Raw genomic sequence first — 16,559 nt, forward strand, 5'->3', positions numbered from 1 at the left:
ACAACGTTAACCATTAGAGTATTACCAAACCCAACTCCAAGTACAGATCCAGATAACCTAGAGTTATGTGATGACATCAATACAGGAGATGGACAAGAGGTATTTGATCTTACCGAAAACGAAGTATACATCATCAATGGAGAAGCAGGAGTAACAGCAAGCTACCATGAAACAGAAGAAGATGCAGAAGCAGGAGCCAATGCTATAGCAGACCCAACAATGTACACTAACATCCCAACCGATTACACAGCACAAACCATCTATGTGCGTGTGACTAATGACGTAACAGGATGTTATACCATAGTAACCTTTACGATAACCGTAAACCCATTACCAGATGTAGTAGCAGTAACGGACTTTATCATATGTGAAGACAATACCGATGGCTTTGCACAGTTTGATTTAACCAGTAAAGATGCAGAAGTACTTAATGGTCAAGATCCAACCCTATTTACAGTAAGCTATCATGCTACACAAGCAGATGCTGATGATCTAATGAACGGATTGGTAAGTCCATATACCAATGTGATCAATCCACAACCAATCTATGTAGCCATTACCAATACAGTAACAGGATGTTCGATAAGCACACAAAGCTTTAACATAGAAGTTCAGGAAGCAGCAGAAGCCAATAGTGATATGGAGCCAATTCTATATGAGCTATGTGATGACAATATGGAGATAGATGGAGACCCAACTAACGACAGTGTACAATTTGATCTATCAACATTAGATGAAGACGTACTAGATGGTCAAGACCCATTAAATTATACAGTAACGTACTATGCGAGTTTTGATGATGCAGACGCAGGAGTAAACCCATTACCTACACTTTATGAGAACATCACTAACCCACAGGTTATTTATGTAAGAGTAGATAATGATACCACACCAGATTCTATCTGTTATGATGTGACAGATCTGACCCTTCAGGTGAATCCGTTACCAGTATTTGATTTAGAAGACAGTTATATACTATGTGTGGATACTAATGGGACAGAAGTATTAGATCCTTTAGTATTAGATACAGGCCTGACCACACCAGATTACAGTTTTACATGGTATCTTAACGGAACAGAAATCGCAGGCGCTACAGAAGGTAGTTATATGCCAACAGAAGGCGGAACTTATAGTGTAACCGTTGTAGATGAAGTAACATCAACAGAGACCAACTGTGAGAATACCGATGAGACTTTAGTTATAGAAAGTGCACCTCCAACCTTGGTAGCCGAAGTGACTACACAAGCTTTTTCAGAAAATCACGTTATAGAAGCAGAAGCAACAGGACCAGGAGAGTATGAATACAGTTTAGATAACGGTCCATGGCAAGACAGTGGTTTGTTTGAAGACGTTACCTCAGGAGAACATGTAGTAGTGGCAAGAGACAAGAATGGATGTGGATTGACAGCGTTGGAGATAACAGTGTTGGATTATCCAAAGTACTTTACACCAAATGGAGATGGATATCATGATACATGGAACATAATAGGATTTGCAGGTAGAGCTGACGTAAAAATTTATATCTTTGACAGGTTTGGAAAACTGTTGAAGCAGATATCTCCTTCGGGACAAGGATGGGATGGAACCTACAATGGAAACCCAATGCCATCAAGTGATTACTGGTTTGTAGTAGAGTACGACGAACCAATTGGTGGGCAGAGAAAAGAGTTTAAAGCTCACTTTACTTTGAAACGATAAACCAAAGAAGTTTATAAAAAGAAAAGGCTAAATTTTTATTCAGCCTTTTCTTTTTTTTATGTGTTGTATTCTTTCTATAAATTGAAAGCTAAAGATAAAGTTACGTTAGAGTTTTTAGAATCTAAAAGAGCTGCATTTGTAAGACCAACACTATAGAATTGATGGTTAATCTCTCTGTCAGATTGATCAAAAGCTAAATCTAATTTTATATCACCAAAATTATATCCTAAACCTAGAGAATATCCAGTAAGATCACCATAAAAAGAATCATCTTCGTAAGGGCTTTCTTCAAAACGATAACCACCTCTAAAACTTATTTGCTTATATCTGTATTCTCCACCAAATCTATATGTAGAAGCAGCTTTAAGTGTATTACCAATGATATCATTTTGAGCAGAAAAATGAGAGTCAGAAGTTGGCTTGAATTTAGTGTTTGAGTAATCTTTTCTAGAGTAATCAAAACTAATTAAACCTTGCTCTCCAAAAACATAAGCTAAACTTCCTGTTAATTTACCAGGAGATTGTAATCTGTATCTTGGAAAAACATTAATAATAGCTGGGTTAATTACTTGAGTAATGTTTGAACCTCCATCATTTCTAACTGTAGCAAGATATTGAGTAGTTTCTTCTTCAATACTAAACCAAGTAGGAGAGTTATAGGTTAATCCTACTCTAAGTTCTTCTGTAAGCTTTGTAATTGCTCCTAACTGAAAAGAAAAACCAGTTCCTGTGGTGAATAGCGAATTTTCAAACCCAACTTCGTTAACCAAAGATCCTTCGTTTGAATTAAATTCATTCAAATAAGTGTATCGCTCATAATTGATAAAGTGAGTATTTAGGTTAAGACCTATATATAATTTGTCTTTAAACTGTGAAGCAAAGTTAAATGTAAACTTACCATTATATCCAGTCGCAAGATAGCTGTAATCGTGCTCAAAACTTCCAGGAGCTATATTAGAATCGTACGAAATGTTGTCATCAGTATCACTATTTGGTTCAAGAATATAGGATTCATAACCTAAAAAAGCTTGTTGGTTTTCAAAACCATAAGCAGAGCCAATATCAGCATAAGCGTCAGTATAGCTTTCACCTGCAAAGGCAGAGATTTCATCGAGCCTCAAACCTTGTGCATAAGACAAAAAGTAAGAATCTATTGAGTTTGTACTTGTTCCAGTTGCAAACCAATCGTTATCATAATTAGCAACTTTATCATAAGCAATACTAAATACAAACTTTCTCCATGGTGAACTTTGATTAGTGTTATTAAAAACAAAAGCAGCTCCAGTTTGATGAAGATCAAATTTAGAGTCAGATGAAGATCGCATTTCTCCAAAATAATTAACATCATTGTTGATGCTTAAAATGGAAACAGAAGCCGAAGCATGACTTCTAGTAAATACAGCTGCTCCTGCAGGATTTAAACTAACGGCAGACATATCTCCACCAAGAGCTCCAAAAGCTCCACTCATAGCTCTAAATCGAGCTGTTCCTTGAATTTCGTCTGAAGAATATCTCAACGCATCAGATATATCTTGAGCCATAACATTAGACATAGATAGTATGCCTATGAATAGTAAACTTAACTTTTTCATATCAATTTTTAATTTAATATTTTAGGGAATATTATCGTCTTCTTCCAGATGAACCTCTGCTGCCACTACTACGCGATGAAGAACCAGAAGAGCTTCTTACTGAAGAACTTCTAGATGGAGTATTTACTCTAGTTCTTGCCGATGAAGAGTTAACTCTTGTTCTTGTAGAATTTGATCTAGGTCTTACAGAATTGTTAGATCTTGTATTAACTCTAGTTCTATTTGGCGTGATAGAACTATTTCTTCTAGTTGTAGAAGAATTTACTCTAGTTCTTGTAGTAGTACTTCTAGGTCTAGTTAATGTAGAACGATTAGTTCTCCCAATACGACTATTGTTTATTACAGAATTAGAACGTCTAGAATTGTAAGCATTGTTAATTTGACCACGTCTTGAGTTTACACGATTGTAAGCATACCCATTTAGGTATCCATTGTAGTAGTATGGTCGATTGTAATAACCTCCATAATAGAAGCCATTGTAATATGGGTTACCCCAAAACGAATTGTAGCCATAATATCCCCAACCAGAGTTCCAAGCCCAATTGTTCCAACCCCAAGAATTCCATCCCCAAGTGTTCCATCTATTCCATGAATAAAAAGGTCTATTCCAACCCCAATAATTGTAGTAACCCCAATTATTCCATCCATAATTAGAATACACATTTATGGTAATGTTATCGCTATCTTGTCCCCAACCAGCATATCCATTGTACTCATCGGTAGTGTCTTCTTCTTCAGTGTAATTACCTTCGTAAGATTCAATATCTGTGAATATTATATTTTCCTCAGGAATGCTTTCGTATTGTTGAGATTTTTCAGCAAAATAATTTTTGTAGTAGCTGCCGCTAGCGCTTGTAGTTTCTTGATAAGTGTCTTCTTCATAAACAACTCCATCAGAATTGTATATACCATCATTGTCATAACCAACATATTGGTATGAACCACAAGAAGCTAAAACAAAAGCAAAGCTTAGTGCAACAAAAAATGGCAATTTTGATATGATGTAATTTTTAAATTGCATAACTGTATAATTTTATTGTTGAACATTACAAAAATAGTTAGTTTTGTTGAACTATTTTTTTATTTAACATACGCACAATTTTTGTGCCAAAATACTTACAATGAGCAAAAATCTCACAAGTAGAGCAGAAGATTATTCAAAATGGTATAACGAATTGGTCGTAAAGGCTGATATGGCTGAGAATTCAGCAGTTAGAGGATGCATGGTTATAAAACCATATGGATATGCAATATGGGAAAAAATGCAAGCTGAATTAGATAGAATGTTTAAAGAAACAGGTCATCAAAACGCATATTTTCCACTATTTGTACCTAAAAGTTTATTTGAAGCTGAAGAAAAGAATGCCGAAGGGTTTGCAAAAGAATGTGCTGTTGTAACACATTATAGATTACAAAATGACCCTGATAATGAAGGAAAATTAAGGGTCGATCCAGAAGCGAGATTAGAAGAAGAATTAGTTGTGCGTCCAACTAGTGAAGCAATAATATGGAACACCTACAAAGGTTGGATTCAAAGCTATAGAGACTTACCTATACTTATTAACCAATGGGCAAATGTTGTACGTTGGGAAATGCGTACACGTTTGTTTTTGCGTACTGCAGAATTTTTGTGGCAAGAAGGACATACAGCTCACGCAACAGAAGCAGAAGCATTAGCTGAAGCCGAACAAATGAACAATGTGTATGCTGAATTTGCTGAAAACTTTATGGCTATTCCAGTCATTAAAGGATTAAAGACCGAAAGCGAACGTTTTGCTGGAGCAGTAGAAACTTATTGTATTGAAGCTTTAATGCAAGATGGTAAGGCTTTACAAGCAGGAACATCGCATTTTCTTGGGCAAAACTTTGCAAAAGCATTTGATGTAAAGTTTACAAATAATGAAGGAAAGCTAGATTATGTTTGGGCTACTTCATGGGGAGTGTCTACACGTTTAATGGGAGCTTTAATAATGACACATAGTGATGATAAAGGTTTGGTTTTACCTCCTAATTTAGCACCAACACAAGTGGTTATTGTTCCTATATATAAAAATGATGAGCAGTTAAAACAGATTTCTGATCTAGCAAATAATATAAAAAACGATTTAAAAGCTTTAGAAGTAAGCTGCAAGTTTGATGGAAGAGAAACACACAGACCAGGAGCAAAATTTGCTCAGCATGAATTACAAGGTGTTCCTCTGCGAATTGCTATTGGACCTAAAGATTTAGAAAATGGAACTGTTGAATTAGCTAGAAGAGACACTTTAACAAAAGAAATTGTAAACCTTGATGGTTTACCTACTTTAATCTCAAAACTACTAGTTACCATACAAGAAGGATTATTTAATAAAGCCTTAAATTTTAGAAATAGTCATATCACAAAAGTTGAGACGTTTGATGAGTTTAAAGACGTTTTAGAGAATAAAACAGGTTTTATATCAGCGCATTGGGATGGAACTCCTGAAACAGAGCAAAAAATTAAGGAGTTAACAAAAGCAACAATTAGATGTATTCCTCAAGATGGAGAAGAGGAGGCTGGAGTATGCGTATTTACTGGTAATCCATCAAAAAGAAGAGTGCTATTTGCAAAGGCATATTAATTTTTTTTGAAAAAAAATTGATTAGCTATTGCAACATTTAAAAATAGTTGTATTTTTGCATCCGCAATGAGGAAATTGCATGTTCATTTAAAGATTGTTGCATATTTAAATTTTATAATTAAATTTGTGCTTTCAAAATTTAATGGCCCGTTCGTCTATCGGCTAGGACGCCAGGTTTTCATCCTGGTAAGAGGGGTTCGATTCCCCTACGGGCTACAATTTTTTAATAAGGAAAAAGTAAAATGGCAAATCATAAGTCAGCATTAAAAAGAATAAGAAGTAACGAAGCAAAGCGTTTAACTAACAGGTATCAGCATAAAACTACACGTAATGCTATTAAGAAATTACGTGAAATGGAAACAGCTAAAGATGCTCAGGATTTTTATCCTACAGTAGTTTCTATGATTGATAAGTTAGCTAAGAAAAATGTTATTCATGCTAACAAAGCAGCTAACTTAAAATCAGGTTTAGCTAAGCATGTAGCTTCTCTATAAGAGAATTACTTTTAAAAGATATTTAAAAAGCCTTTTCATTGAAAAGGCTTTTTTTATTGATTAAGCTTACAGTTGCTATAAAGCAAATAAAAAACCCATGGAGTTTCCATGGGTTTTTAATATTTTATTATTAGGTTTTTTATTTATTAACCATTCATAGAGATTAAAAACTCTTCATTGTTTTTGGTTTGTTTAAAGCGTTCGTTAATAAACTCCATAGCTTCAACAGGATTCATGTCTGCTAGGTATTTTCGCATTACCCACATTCTTTGTATGGTATTGTCGTCCAGTAATAAGTCGTCACGACGTGTACTTGAAGATGTAAGGTCAATTGCAGGGAAAATTCTACGGTTAGATATTTTTCTATCTAATTGTAGTTCCATGTTTCCTGTACCTTTAAACTCTTCAAAAATTACTTCATCCATTTTTGAACCAGTTTCGGTAAGTGCTGTAGCTATAATTGTTAATGAACCTCCATTTTCAATATTTCTAGCAGCTCCAAAGAATCTTTTCGGTCTATGTAATGCATTAGCATCAACACCACCACTTAATATTTTACCTGATGCAGGTTGAACAGTGTTGTATGCTCTTGCTAAACGAGTAATCGAATCTAAAAGGATTACAACATCGTGTCCACACTCGACTAATCGTTTAGCTTTTTCAAGGACTATGTTAGCGATTTTTACATGCTCGTGAGCTTCTTTATCAAAAGTTGAAGCAATAACTTCGCCACGAACATTACGTTGCATGTCTGTTACTTCTTCAGGACGTTCATCGATTAGTAAAATCATTTGATATACTTCAGGATGATTTGCAGCGATAGCATTTGCAACATCTTTAAGAAGCATAGTTTTACCTGTTTTAGGTTGTGAAACAATCATACCACGTTGTCCTTTTCCAATAGGAGAGAACAAATCCATAATTCTGGTTGAAATAGTACTTTGTTTTTCAGCGATATTAAATTTTTCCTGAGGGAATAAAGGTGTTAAGTGTTCAAAAGATACTCTGTCTCTAACAACTTCAGGTTTTTGACCATTAATTTTACTCACTTTAATAAGTGGGAAATATTTTTCACCTTCTTTAGGAGGTCTTACATGACCTAAAACAGTATCTCCAGTTTTTAATCCAAATAATCTAATTTGAGATTGCGATACATAAATATCATCAGGAGATGATAAATAGTTGTAGTCAGAAGAGCGTAAAAACCCATATCCATCTTGCATGATGTCAAGTACACCTTCACTTTGTATTATAGCATCAAACTCAAAATCTGGTTCTCTATAACGGTTACGGTTGTCTTTATTACCGTTATTTCCATTATTGTTATTGGAATTGTTATTTTGGTTATTGTCTTTAGAGCGCTGTTGCTTATTGTTGGTGTTGTCTTTTTGAGCTTGTTGTTTGTTGTTAGCGCTGTCTTTTTGAGTTTGCTGTTTTTGGTTCGAGTTGTCTTTTTGAGACTGTCTTTTATTGTCTTTCGCAGTAGGTTTTTGGTTGTCTTTACTGTTATTGTTATTGCTGTTCTCTTTTTTAGACTCAGAAAACTCTATTTTTTGCTGCTCCTTAGACTGTTGATCGGCAGGTTTTTTTTGAATTCTCTGCCTTGGTTGTCTAGGTTTTCTTTCGGTAGTTTTTTTGCTTTTATTGCTGTCGTTAGATGCTGGAGCCTCATTTTTAAGTGCATCAGGGTTTGCAGCCTGATAATCTAGTATTTGATATACTAAATCCAATTTTTTTAATGAACGGTATTTAGGAACGTTCAGTTTTTGAGCTATTTCCTGTAACTCAGAAAGCTTTTTTTCTTTTAATTGCGAAATTTCAAACATGTATGTTTATTGAATAATTTTTATTGAATAGATTTAATCTGAATATTCTCTATTTTGAAATAAAAGGGAAAAACTAGAAAAAAATCTTGAAGATTAATAACCTGAAACTGTTGTGCGTAACAAATTACTACTGCAATAATACAATTTTATTTTAAAAACAAGTATATGTTTTAAAAAGAAACTACTAATTTTGTGCTTTAAATTTTAAAAAAGTAGATGCTTCAACGTATTCAAACTGTTTATTTATTAATTTCTGCTGGTATCTCAGCTGGTCTAATATTTGTTTTTCATTTATGGACTAATGCTTCGGATGTGCAGGTTTTTGTAAAAGACAACAATCTTTATTTAGGTTTGTTTTTGGCTTCAGCTTTTTTATCTTTGGTTTCAATATTTAGATATAAAAATAGGAAGTCGCAATTTGTTTTGGGACGACTTAACATCATATTAAACTTTATTTTATTAGGATTATTTGTATATCAATCGCTAAACTTATCTGGAGAAGCAGATGTTTCTGAGAAAGGTATTGGGATTCTTCTACCTATTTTTTCTATCGTATTTTTGGTTTTAGCCAATAAAGCCATCAAAAAGGATGAAGATCTTGTAAAATCTGTGGATAGATTACGATAAACCTTATATCTTAATTAATTTAGTGCGTAAGCCCAAGGTGAAGATCTTGGGCTTTTTTTATCGCTTCAACTCAATAACTTCTAGGTTATCAATTTTTTCTCCATCAATAGTAAAACGAAGCATTGTTCGTACTTTATGAAAACCATGTTTACCAACTGCACCAGGATTCATATGCAATATATTGAGTTTTTTATCAGGCATTACTTTTAAAATGTGGGAATGACCACAAATAAATAGTTTAGGCGGATTGTTGTAAATTTCAGGTTTTACTCGTGGATTGTATCTGCTAGGATAACCACCAATATGAGTTATCCATACATCAACATCCTCACACATAAACCTATTATGCTCAGGAAATTCAACTCTAGCTTTAGCGTCATCAATATTACCATATACAGCTCGTAAAGGTTTAAGTGCTTTAATGGCATCAGTAACACTTAAGTCACCAATATCACCAGCATGCCAAACCTCGTCGGCTTGTTTTACATATTTTAAAATAGTGTCGTCAATGTGACTATGTGTGTCTGAAAGTAGAAGAATTTTCTTCATATAATGTTAATGTAAAATGTTAACTCAGAAAACTAATTATCTTTGTCATTTACAAAAGTAGAAGTTTCCATTGAGATATTTTATTGAATTGTCATATAACGGAAAAGCATATCATGGTTGGCAAAATCAGCCTAATGCTATTTCTGTACAAGAAGTTATAGAGAAAGCACTTTCAACGTTATTGCAGCAAAAAACAGATATTGTTGGAGCTGGAAGAACTGATGCAGGTGTGCATGCATCGCAAATGTTTGCCCATTTTGATTCTGAAATAGAATTAAATACTCAGGATTTAACCTATAAGCTAAACTCATTTTTGCCTAAAGATGTGGCAATACACAACATGTTTTTGGTGACTAACGATGCTCATGCGCGTTTTGATGCTACAGAGAGAACATATCATTACAAGGTTTCCAATCGTAAAAATGTATTTACTTTTGATTATGCTTACTTGTTACAACTTCCGTTGGATGTAGAAAAAATGAATGCAGCCTGCGATGTCTTATTGCAGTATAAAGATTTTCAATGTTTTTCTAAAACAAATACAGATGTAAAGACGTATAATTGCATTATAAAGCATGCACAATGGATTAATGATGGAGGAGAATTAACCTTTGTAATTACTGCTGACCGTTTTCTTAGAAATATGGTAAGAGCCATAGTTGGTACAATGGTGAATATTGGATTAGGTAAAACTACCGTAGAGGAATTGCATGATATTATAAAATCAAAAAATAGGAGTGAAGCTGGTTTTTCGGTTCCTGCTCATGGATTGTATTTAACCGAAGTAAAGTATCTTGATACGATAAAGAAATAAAAACTATATATGTCTAAAAAAGGAGCAGACGTTTTTGATATAAAACTTTTTAAACGATTACTAAAGTTTGTAAAACCTTACAAACTTGTGTTTTTTGGTACCTTAATTTTTGTTATTGGACTGTCTGTTTTTGGAGTTTTTAGACCTAAAGTGCTTCAATTAGCTATTGATACAAAAATTGCTTTGCAAGAGTATGATGGCTTTTTGTTTTACATCATTATCATGATTGCGCTTTTAGTTTTAGAAGTTATTTCTCAACTCCTTTTTATTTATTATGCAAGTTGGCTAGGGCAATCAGTAGTTAAGGATATACGAGTAAAGTTGTTTAAACACATGTTGAGTTTTAAAATGAAATATTTTGATAACTCTTCAGTAGGTGTTTTGATTACCAGAGCAGTTACCGATATGGAGCGTATTGCTGATATTTTTGGTGAAGGCTTGTTTATGATTTTTAGCGATGTGTTGAAAATGTTAGCTGTAGCTATTATGATGTTTTCAATGAATTGGAAATTGAGCCTTATTGTATTTACTACATTACCAATTGTATTGTTTGCTACCAAGATTTTTCAGAAGTATATGAAATTAGCGTTTCAGGATGTAAGAACTGAAGTGTCTAACCTAAATAGTTTTGTTCAAGAACGTGTTACAGGTATGAAAATACTTCAGCTGTTTACAAGAGAAGATACAGAATATAAAAAGTTTATGGCAATTAATGAACGTCATAAAAAAGGTTGGTTAAAAACCGTATGGTATAACTCTATTTTCTTTCCTATTGCAGAATTTTTATCATCAATAACCTTAGGATTGGTTGTTTGGTATGGAGGACTAAATGTAATTATGGATAGTACAGCATCTCTTGGTGAACTTACTGCTTTTATCATGATGATTCCTATGTTGTTTAGACCGCTTAACCAAATTGCTAACAAGTTCAATACACTACAAATGGGAATGGTAGCCGCTGATAGAGTGTTTAAGGTATTGGATACTACATCTCAAATTGATGATAGTGGTAATGTGGTAGCAACTCAATTTAAAGGAGACATAACTTTTAAAAACGTGCATTTTTCTTATATAGAAAATGAAGAAGTTCTTAAAGGTATATCTTTTAATGTAGAAGCTGGACAAACCATAGCTATTGTTGGTGCTACAGGAGCAGGAAAGTCTACAATTATTAATTTGTTAAATCGGTTTTACGATATTCAAAAAGGTGAAATTTGTGTTGATAGTGTCAATATAAAGAGCATGACTTTGCAATCGTTACGCGCACAAATTGCAGTAGTATTACAAGATGTGTTTTTGTTTGCTGATACGATATTAAATAACATTACACTTAATAACGATACCGTTACGGAAGCTGAAGTGCAACAAGCAGCAAAAGATATTGGAATTCATGATTTTATAATGAGTTTGCCTAATGGTTATCATTATAATGTTAAAGAAAGAGGTGTGATGTTATCTTCAGGTCAACGTCAGTTAATATCATTTTTAAGAGCTTATGTTACTAATCCAAGTATTTTGGTGTTAGATGAAGCTACTTCTTCGGTAGATTCTTATTCTGAGCAATTAATACAAGATGCAACCGATAAAATTACTAAAGGTAGAACATCAATAGTTATTGCTCATAGGTTAGCAACCATTAAAAAAGCAGACAAAATCATTGTGATGGATGCTGGTAAAATTGTTGAAGAAGGTACACATAAAACGCTTCTTAAAAAAGAAAATGGATATTACAAAAACCTATACGAAGTGCAGTTTATGAAAGAAGAACTGGCTTAAGCACCTTGAGCAGCTTTTTGAGTTTCAATCATTTGTTGAAAATCACCATTTAAATACATTATAACAAACATTCCAATACTAAGGGCAATAAAGAAAAATATTAAAATAAAAATAAATAGTAAGCCTCTTAGTAGTAAATGTTTTAAACTCAGTCTATAAATTCTTTGTAAGCAATACGCTGAATATAATATCATTAACGGAAGCAAAAACAAGCTCATTACGCCATAAGTTATACCAAAAAAAGCGCCTATAATTACTATTGCTGCAGAAACAACAGATATTTGTGCTTGTATGTACATAAACACAACAACCATTTCGGTGTAGTTGAATTTTTTTAGTCCAATAAAAGTCAGTTTTGCAATTAACGCATAGATAGGTACATATAGCATCATAACAATAGATTGATACTCTTGTAAAAAACTCATGTTGCGTTGTTGCATTTCTTCTTGACCTTTTGGTGTTATTGCAGAAAAATCCATGATTTCAGGAAAAAACTTATTTAAAGCTAAAACGTAAAGACCACTAAGGGTTAATGCGACACCAAAAAAACTAATAGGGTTTACATAACGTTTTCTAACACCTTCAATATAACTTACAATAACAGCTTCGGGTTTTTTAAATAAGTCGATAATAGTACGTAGTAGCTTGTTGTCGTAATTAAAGAATGTTTCGCTAATGTGTTCAAATAAATTCTTAAAATTAAGTCTGTTTCTTATTACTTTTCCGCCACAAGCATTGCAATAATCGCTGTTTTCGGATAAAGTAATATTACAGTTTTTACAATTCATGCTTATGCGCCTTTTACTTTGTTAGCTGCATCAATTCCTTCTTTTATACCATTAATTATTATAGGAGATAATAGGATTAAAGAAATGATAGCGTATATAAAAAACATAACTAGCATATTGGCTAAAGTTTGCCAAAAACCAGCTCCAATAACTCGTTTAAATATATAGATGTAATAAATAACAGAGAGAAAAGAAATTAAAGAGCTTACTAAGTAATAATTAGCTCCAGCACATAAAAAAATGATGTTAAGCAATGCTGTAACAATAATAACCTGTGACGAATAATAAAGGTTAATAACTATATGTTCGGTGAAATTAAACTGTCTATAGTTGGTAAGGTAGTGAGCAGCCCAAGTAGCAAAAGCAGATATTGGAACAGTTATTATATAAATAATGTTTTGATAGTTTGAAACTTTTTGTTGTATGGTGGCTTGGTCCTTTAAAAAATCGGATGAGTTGGTGACACCATTATCAAACTTGTTTAAAAATGAAATGTCTTTAAACAAAACATCTTCAAAAAAAGTATTGAGTAAAAACACTTGAATACCAATAAGCGTAAGCGAAATAGCAAAATACTGTATAACATTAATGTACTTTTTTCTAGTGCCATTAATATAACTATTTATAACAGCCTCTGGTTTTTTGAATAGTAATATAAACGTTTGAAAAAGCTTATTGTCGTATTGAAAAAGATGTTCTTTTACTTCTGAAAAAATGTTGGATAGAGTGAGGCGGTTTCTAATAACTTTAGCACCACATTCAAAGCAATAATTTTGCTCTACTGCAAGGTTAGTATTACAGTTTTTGCAATTCATTTTATACCATATCTTTTTTAATCATTTCAGTTAGGTCTGCAGTGTCATTATACATCACAAACTCACCATTTTTAATATATGAAATTTGCCCAGTTTCTTCACTAACAACAATTGCTAAGGCATCGGTTTTTTCGGTAATTCCAATAGCTGCTCTATGTCTTAAACCAAAACGTTGCGGAATATTTTTCTCGTTATTTACAGGTAAAATAACACGAGTTGCTTTTACCACATTGTTTTCAATAATTATGGCTCCATCGTGCAGCGGACTGTTTTTAAAGAATATACTTTCAATAATGGCTTGAGTAACCGAGATATTCATATTGTCTCCAGTTCCTGTTAAAAAATCAAGATTATTATTGCGTTCTAAAACAATTAAAGCTCCAGTTTGAGTCGTTCCCATTTTGTTGCATGCAGCAATTATGGCATCAATATCTGTTTCAGTTTCAACTTCGGTTTTTAAGAACCGTATTTTACTAAAGAATTTTCGTTTACCACCTAAATTGGTTGATCCAACCATAAGCAGAAATTTCCGTATTTCGGGTTGAAATACTACTATTAAGGCTATAATTCCTACTTTCATAAACCCATCAAAAATATTATGAAGCATATTCATGTTGAGTAAATCGGTAAGTTTCCAAACGGAATAAATTACTATAATTCCTATAAAAATATTTATGGCAACAGTACCTTTTACTAGCTTATATACATAGTAGAGTAAAATAGCGACGAGAAACACGTCGATAAAGTCTATAAGCGTAAAATCCCAAAATTTGAATTTATCCAAGGTTAAGGTGTTTGTGTAAATGTAACAAAATATGATTAATAAATAAATTCGTTGTTATCTATTGTTATTGAATCTAGCTTTATGTTAGAAACAAGCGATTTAAAAGTGATGTAGTCTTGAATACTTAATTTTTCATCAAAGTTTAGCTTAATGCTAATTGTCTTGTTAGGGAATTGGTGTTTTAAGCTTGTAAGATGATTTTCAAACTCAGAATAATGTATTGTTTTAATACTTAATTCTTCATTTGTGTTAGTAATATGAATTTTTTTATCTAAACCTAACTTAAGATGTACAGTTGTAGTATTGTCTTTAGGAAGTTGAGACGTCTTTTTTTGTATGCCAACTGAAGATTCTTCCCAATAGACCACATCAGTAAACTCTATAAACCCTAAGTTTTTAATGCTAGTATCATTGCAACTATAATAGTTTTTAGCATTTTCATTTTTATGCATTTCAGCATTTCTTTTTTTGTCTTGTAAAAATTTTATTTTTGGTATAGCTTGTTCTAGTGTTAATCGCTTATCAACATTAACCAGCCAATTGGTGGTGCTAATTAAGTTTTTTCGGTTGAGTTCTAGACTATCTGGTTGGGTTTCATCGTAAAATAAATAGGCTGAGGATACATCATTTACTTCTGTAATTTTTGCCTTATTAATTTCCGGCAGCAAAACAACTTTGTCTTTTCCGCAGGATAAGCATAAAGCAGTTAGTATTACTATATAAAATTTGATTTTCATTAGTGTAATAGATTTGTAAGTTTTATACATTCCATAGCTTCCTTAACATCATGTACTCTTAAAATAGTTGCTCCTTTTTGTAAGGCAACAGTATTTAAAACTGTTGTGCCATTTAAAGCTTCTTTTGGAGTATTGTTTAAGGTTTTGTAAATCATCGATTTTCTAGACACTCCAGCCAATAATGGTAATTCAAGCATTTTAAAAAGGTCGAGTTTGTTCAGTAGCTCAAAGTTTTGTTCGGTAGTTTTGGCAAAACCAAAACCAGGATCTACAATAATATCAATAATACCAAGAGCTCTTGCGGCAGTTATTCTTTCAGAAAAGTAAAATAAAATATCTTTTACCAAATCATCATAGCTTGTATATTGTTGCATAGTTTGAGGTGTACCTCTCATGTGCATCATAATATATGGAACTTGCAATTGGGCAATGGTTTTAAGCATATCTTGATCCAATAAGCCTGCTGAAATATCGTTTATCAAGGCAGCTCCAGAGTTGATAGCATGTTTAGCAACGGCACTTCTAAAGGTGTCAACCGAAATTAAAACATCAGGAAATTCTTTTAAAGTTAGTTCAATAATTGGAAGTATGCGTTTTAACTCTTCGGTTTCAGAAACATGTTCAGCATTAGGTCTTGAGCTGTAAGCACCAATATCTATAAACCTTGCTCCATCTTTAAGCATTACATATATTTGAGAGAGTAGCTCACTTTCGTTTTTGTATTTTCCACCATCATAAAACGAATCTGGAGTTACATTTAAAATACCCATTACTTGAGGTATGCTTAAATCTATAAGTTGCCCTTTGCAATTAATAGTCATAAATAAGAATTTGAAGTGTTAATAGTAGCAAACTTTAAAGGCTAAACTTTGAACTTTAAACTTTTTTATGCGAAATTTACGGAAAATTAAATGTTTTAAATGCAAGATACCTCAAAACAGTACGACGACGTTATAAAAACATGCCGAGACTTATTTGTTAATAAAATGAAAGACTACGGAAGTGCATGGAGAATATTAAGATTACCGTCGTTAACCGACCAAATTTTTATAAAAGCGCAACGTATTAGAAGTCTTCAGCAAAAAGACATACGAAAAGTTGATGAAGGCGAAACTAGTGAGTTTATAGGTATAATAAACTATTGCATTATGGCGCTTATACAGTTAGACAAAGGTGTTGTAGAACAGCCAGATCTATCGGTCGAAGAAGCTACTGAATTGTATGATGAAAAAATAGGCATTACCAAGCAATTAATGATGGATAAAAACCACGATTATGGTGAAGCTTGGAGAGAAATGCGCGTAAGTTCATTAACCGATTTAATTTTACAAAAACTATTGCGCGTAAAACAAATTGAAGATAACGCAGGAAAAACACTGGTTAGCGAAGGTATAGATGCTAATTATCAAGATATGATAAACTACGCTGTTTTTGCAATGATTCACTTAAAAGAATAACA

The 16,559-nt window shown here is 32.9% G+C and carries 16 protein-coding genes and 1 tRNA gene; 8 read left to right on the forward strand and 9 right to left on the reverse strand.

Annotation, left to right across the window (positions count from 1 at the left end; genetic code table 11):
• Positions 1 to 1,698 (forward strand): T9SS type B sorting domain-containing protein (locus tag ACQ0RB_RS06210; protein ID WP_430497272.1); only part of this gene is annotated, 1,698 nt, incomplete at its 5' end.
• Between the two features lie 74 nt (positions 1,699 to 1,772).
• Here the strand turns inward: ACQ0RB_RS06210 and ACQ0RB_RS06215 are convergent.
• Together ACQ0RB_RS06215 and ACQ0RB_RS06220 are read right to left on the reverse strand one after the other, a co-directional pair.
• Positions 1,773 to 3,290, reverse strand: a complete 1,518-nt coding sequence (locus ACQ0RB_RS06215; protein ID WP_430497274.1) for an OmpP1/FadL family transporter — start codon at positions 3,288 to 3,290, stop codon at positions 1,773 to 1,775.
• Between the two features lie 31 nt (positions 3,291 to 3,321).
• Positions 3,322 to 4,311, reverse strand: coding sequence for a hypothetical protein (locus ACQ0RB_RS06220; protein ID WP_430497275.1), 990 nt, complete (start codon positions 4,309 to 4,311; stop codon positions 3,322 to 3,324).
• A gap of 100 nt (positions 4,312 to 4,411) precedes the next feature.
• On the opposite strand from ACQ0RB_RS06220, the gene proS reads away from it, so the two are divergent.
• The 3 genes from proS to rpsT all read left to right on the forward strand — a co-directional run bounded on the left by proS (position 4,412) and on the right by rpsT (position 6,384).
• Complete coding sequence (gene proS, locus ACQ0RB_RS06225) at positions 4,412 to 5,890, forward strand: proline--tRNA ligase (RefSeq protein ID WP_430497277.1); 1,479 nt, start codon at positions 4,412 to 4,414, stop codon at positions 5,888 to 5,890.
• 144 nt (positions 5,891 to 6,034) lie between these two features.
• Positions 6,035 to 6,106: transfer RNA gene (locus ACQ0RB_RS06230), tRNA-Glu, on the forward strand.
• A gap of 26 nt (positions 6,107 to 6,132) precedes the next feature.
• Positions 6,133 to 6,384 carry a 30S ribosomal protein S20 gene (gene rpsT / locus ACQ0RB_RS06235; RefSeq protein WP_129761520.1) on the forward strand — a complete coding sequence of 84 codons (252 nt, stop codon included), beginning with the start codon at positions 6,133 to 6,135 and terminating at the stop codon, positions 6,382 to 6,384.
• 146 nt (positions 6,385 to 6,530) lie between these two features.
• On the opposite strand, the gene rho is transcribed toward rpsT, so the two are convergent.
• Entirely contained in the window at positions 6,531 to 8,210 is a 1,680-nt protein-coding gene (gene rho / locus ACQ0RB_RS06240) for a transcription termination factor Rho (protein ID WP_430497279.1), read from the reverse strand.
• Between the two features lie 216 nt (positions 8,211 to 8,426).
• Between rho and ACQ0RB_RS06245 the strand changes: the two genes are divergently transcribed.
• The gene (locus ACQ0RB_RS06245) at positions 8,427 to 8,837 is read left to right on the forward strand and encodes a DUF4293 domain-containing protein (RefSeq protein ID WP_131507983.1); all 411 of its coding nucleotides are present in this window, start codon (positions 8,427 to 8,429) and stop codon (positions 8,835 to 8,837) included.
• 57 nt (positions 8,838 to 8,894) lie between these two features.
• On the opposite strand, the gene ACQ0RB_RS06250 is transcribed toward ACQ0RB_RS06245, so the two are convergent.
• The gene (locus ACQ0RB_RS06250) at positions 8,895 to 9,386 is read right to left on the reverse strand and encodes a metallophosphoesterase family protein (protein WP_262732536.1); all 492 of its coding nucleotides are present in this window, start codon (positions 9,384 to 9,386) and stop codon (positions 8,895 to 8,897) included.
• A 70-nt stretch (positions 9,387 to 9,456) separates the two neighbouring features.
• On the opposite strand from ACQ0RB_RS06250, the gene truA reads away from it, so the two are divergent.
• Together truA and ACQ0RB_RS06260 are read left to right on the forward strand one after the other, a co-directional pair.
• Positions 9,457 to 10,200, forward strand: coding sequence for a tRNA pseudouridine(38-40) synthase TruA (truA, locus tag ACQ0RB_RS06255; protein ID WP_430497281.1), 744 nt, complete (start codon positions 9,457 to 9,459; stop codon positions 10,198 to 10,200).
• A 9-nt stretch (positions 10,201 to 10,209) separates the two neighbouring features.
• Entirely contained in the window at positions 10,210 to 11,976 is a 1,767-nt protein-coding gene (locus ACQ0RB_RS06260; RefSeq protein ID WP_131507977.1) for an ABC transporter ATP-binding protein, read from the forward strand.
• On the opposite strand, the gene ACQ0RB_RS06265 is transcribed toward ACQ0RB_RS06260, so the two are convergent.
• From ACQ0RB_RS06265 to folP, 5 genes are read right to left on the reverse strand one after another with little or no spacing between them, the layout of a single operon-like run.
• Positions 11,973 to 12,764, reverse strand: a complete 792-nt coding sequence (locus tag ACQ0RB_RS06265; RefSeq protein WP_262732538.1) for a DUF3667 domain-containing protein — start codon at positions 12,762 to 12,764, stop codon at positions 11,973 to 11,975. The genes ACQ0RB_RS06260 and ACQ0RB_RS06265 overlap by 4 nt on opposite strands.
• Before the next feature lie 2 nt (positions 12,765 to 12,766).
• The gene (locus ACQ0RB_RS06270; protein ID WP_430497284.1) at positions 12,767 to 13,579 is read right to left on the reverse strand and encodes a DUF3667 domain-containing protein; all 813 of its coding nucleotides are present in this window, start codon (positions 13,577 to 13,579) and stop codon (positions 12,767 to 12,769) included.
• Position 13,580: 1 nt separating this feature from the next.
• Positions 13,581 to 14,363 (reverse strand): diadenylate cyclase CdaA, encoded by a 783-nt coding sequence (gene cdaA, locus ACQ0RB_RS06275; protein WP_129761528.1) that lies wholly within the window; start codon positions 14,361 to 14,363, stop codon positions 13,581 to 13,583.
• Between the two features lie 35 nt (positions 14,364 to 14,398).
• Positions 14,399 to 15,100: a hypothetical protein gene (locus ACQ0RB_RS06280; protein ID WP_430497287.1), complete on the reverse strand. Its 702-nt coding sequence runs from the start codon at positions 15,098 to 15,100 to the stop codon at positions 14,399 to 14,401.
• On the reverse strand, positions 15,100 to 15,921 hold the full coding sequence (gene folP / locus ACQ0RB_RS06285; protein ID WP_430497289.1) for a dihydropteroate synthase: 822 nt from the start codon (positions 15,919 to 15,921) through the stop codon (positions 15,100 to 15,102). Before folP ends, ACQ0RB_RS06280 begins: the two co-directional genes overlap by 1 nt.
• A 99-nt stretch (positions 15,922 to 16,020) precedes the next feature.
• On the opposite strand from folP, the gene ACQ0RB_RS06290 reads away from it, so the two are divergent.
• Positions 16,021 to 16,557, forward strand: coding sequence for a DUF1599 domain-containing protein (locus ACQ0RB_RS06290; protein ID WP_430497290.1), 537 nt, complete (start codon positions 16,021 to 16,023; stop codon positions 16,555 to 16,557).
• Positions 16,558 to 16,559 lie beyond the last annotated feature (2 nt).

Source organism: Gaetbulibacter sp. PBL-D1, assembly GCF_050509525.1.
GTDB classification, from domain to species: Bacteria; Bacteroidota; Bacteroidia; order Flavobacteriales; family Flavobacteriaceae; genus Gaetbulibacter_B; species Gaetbulibacter_B jejuensis.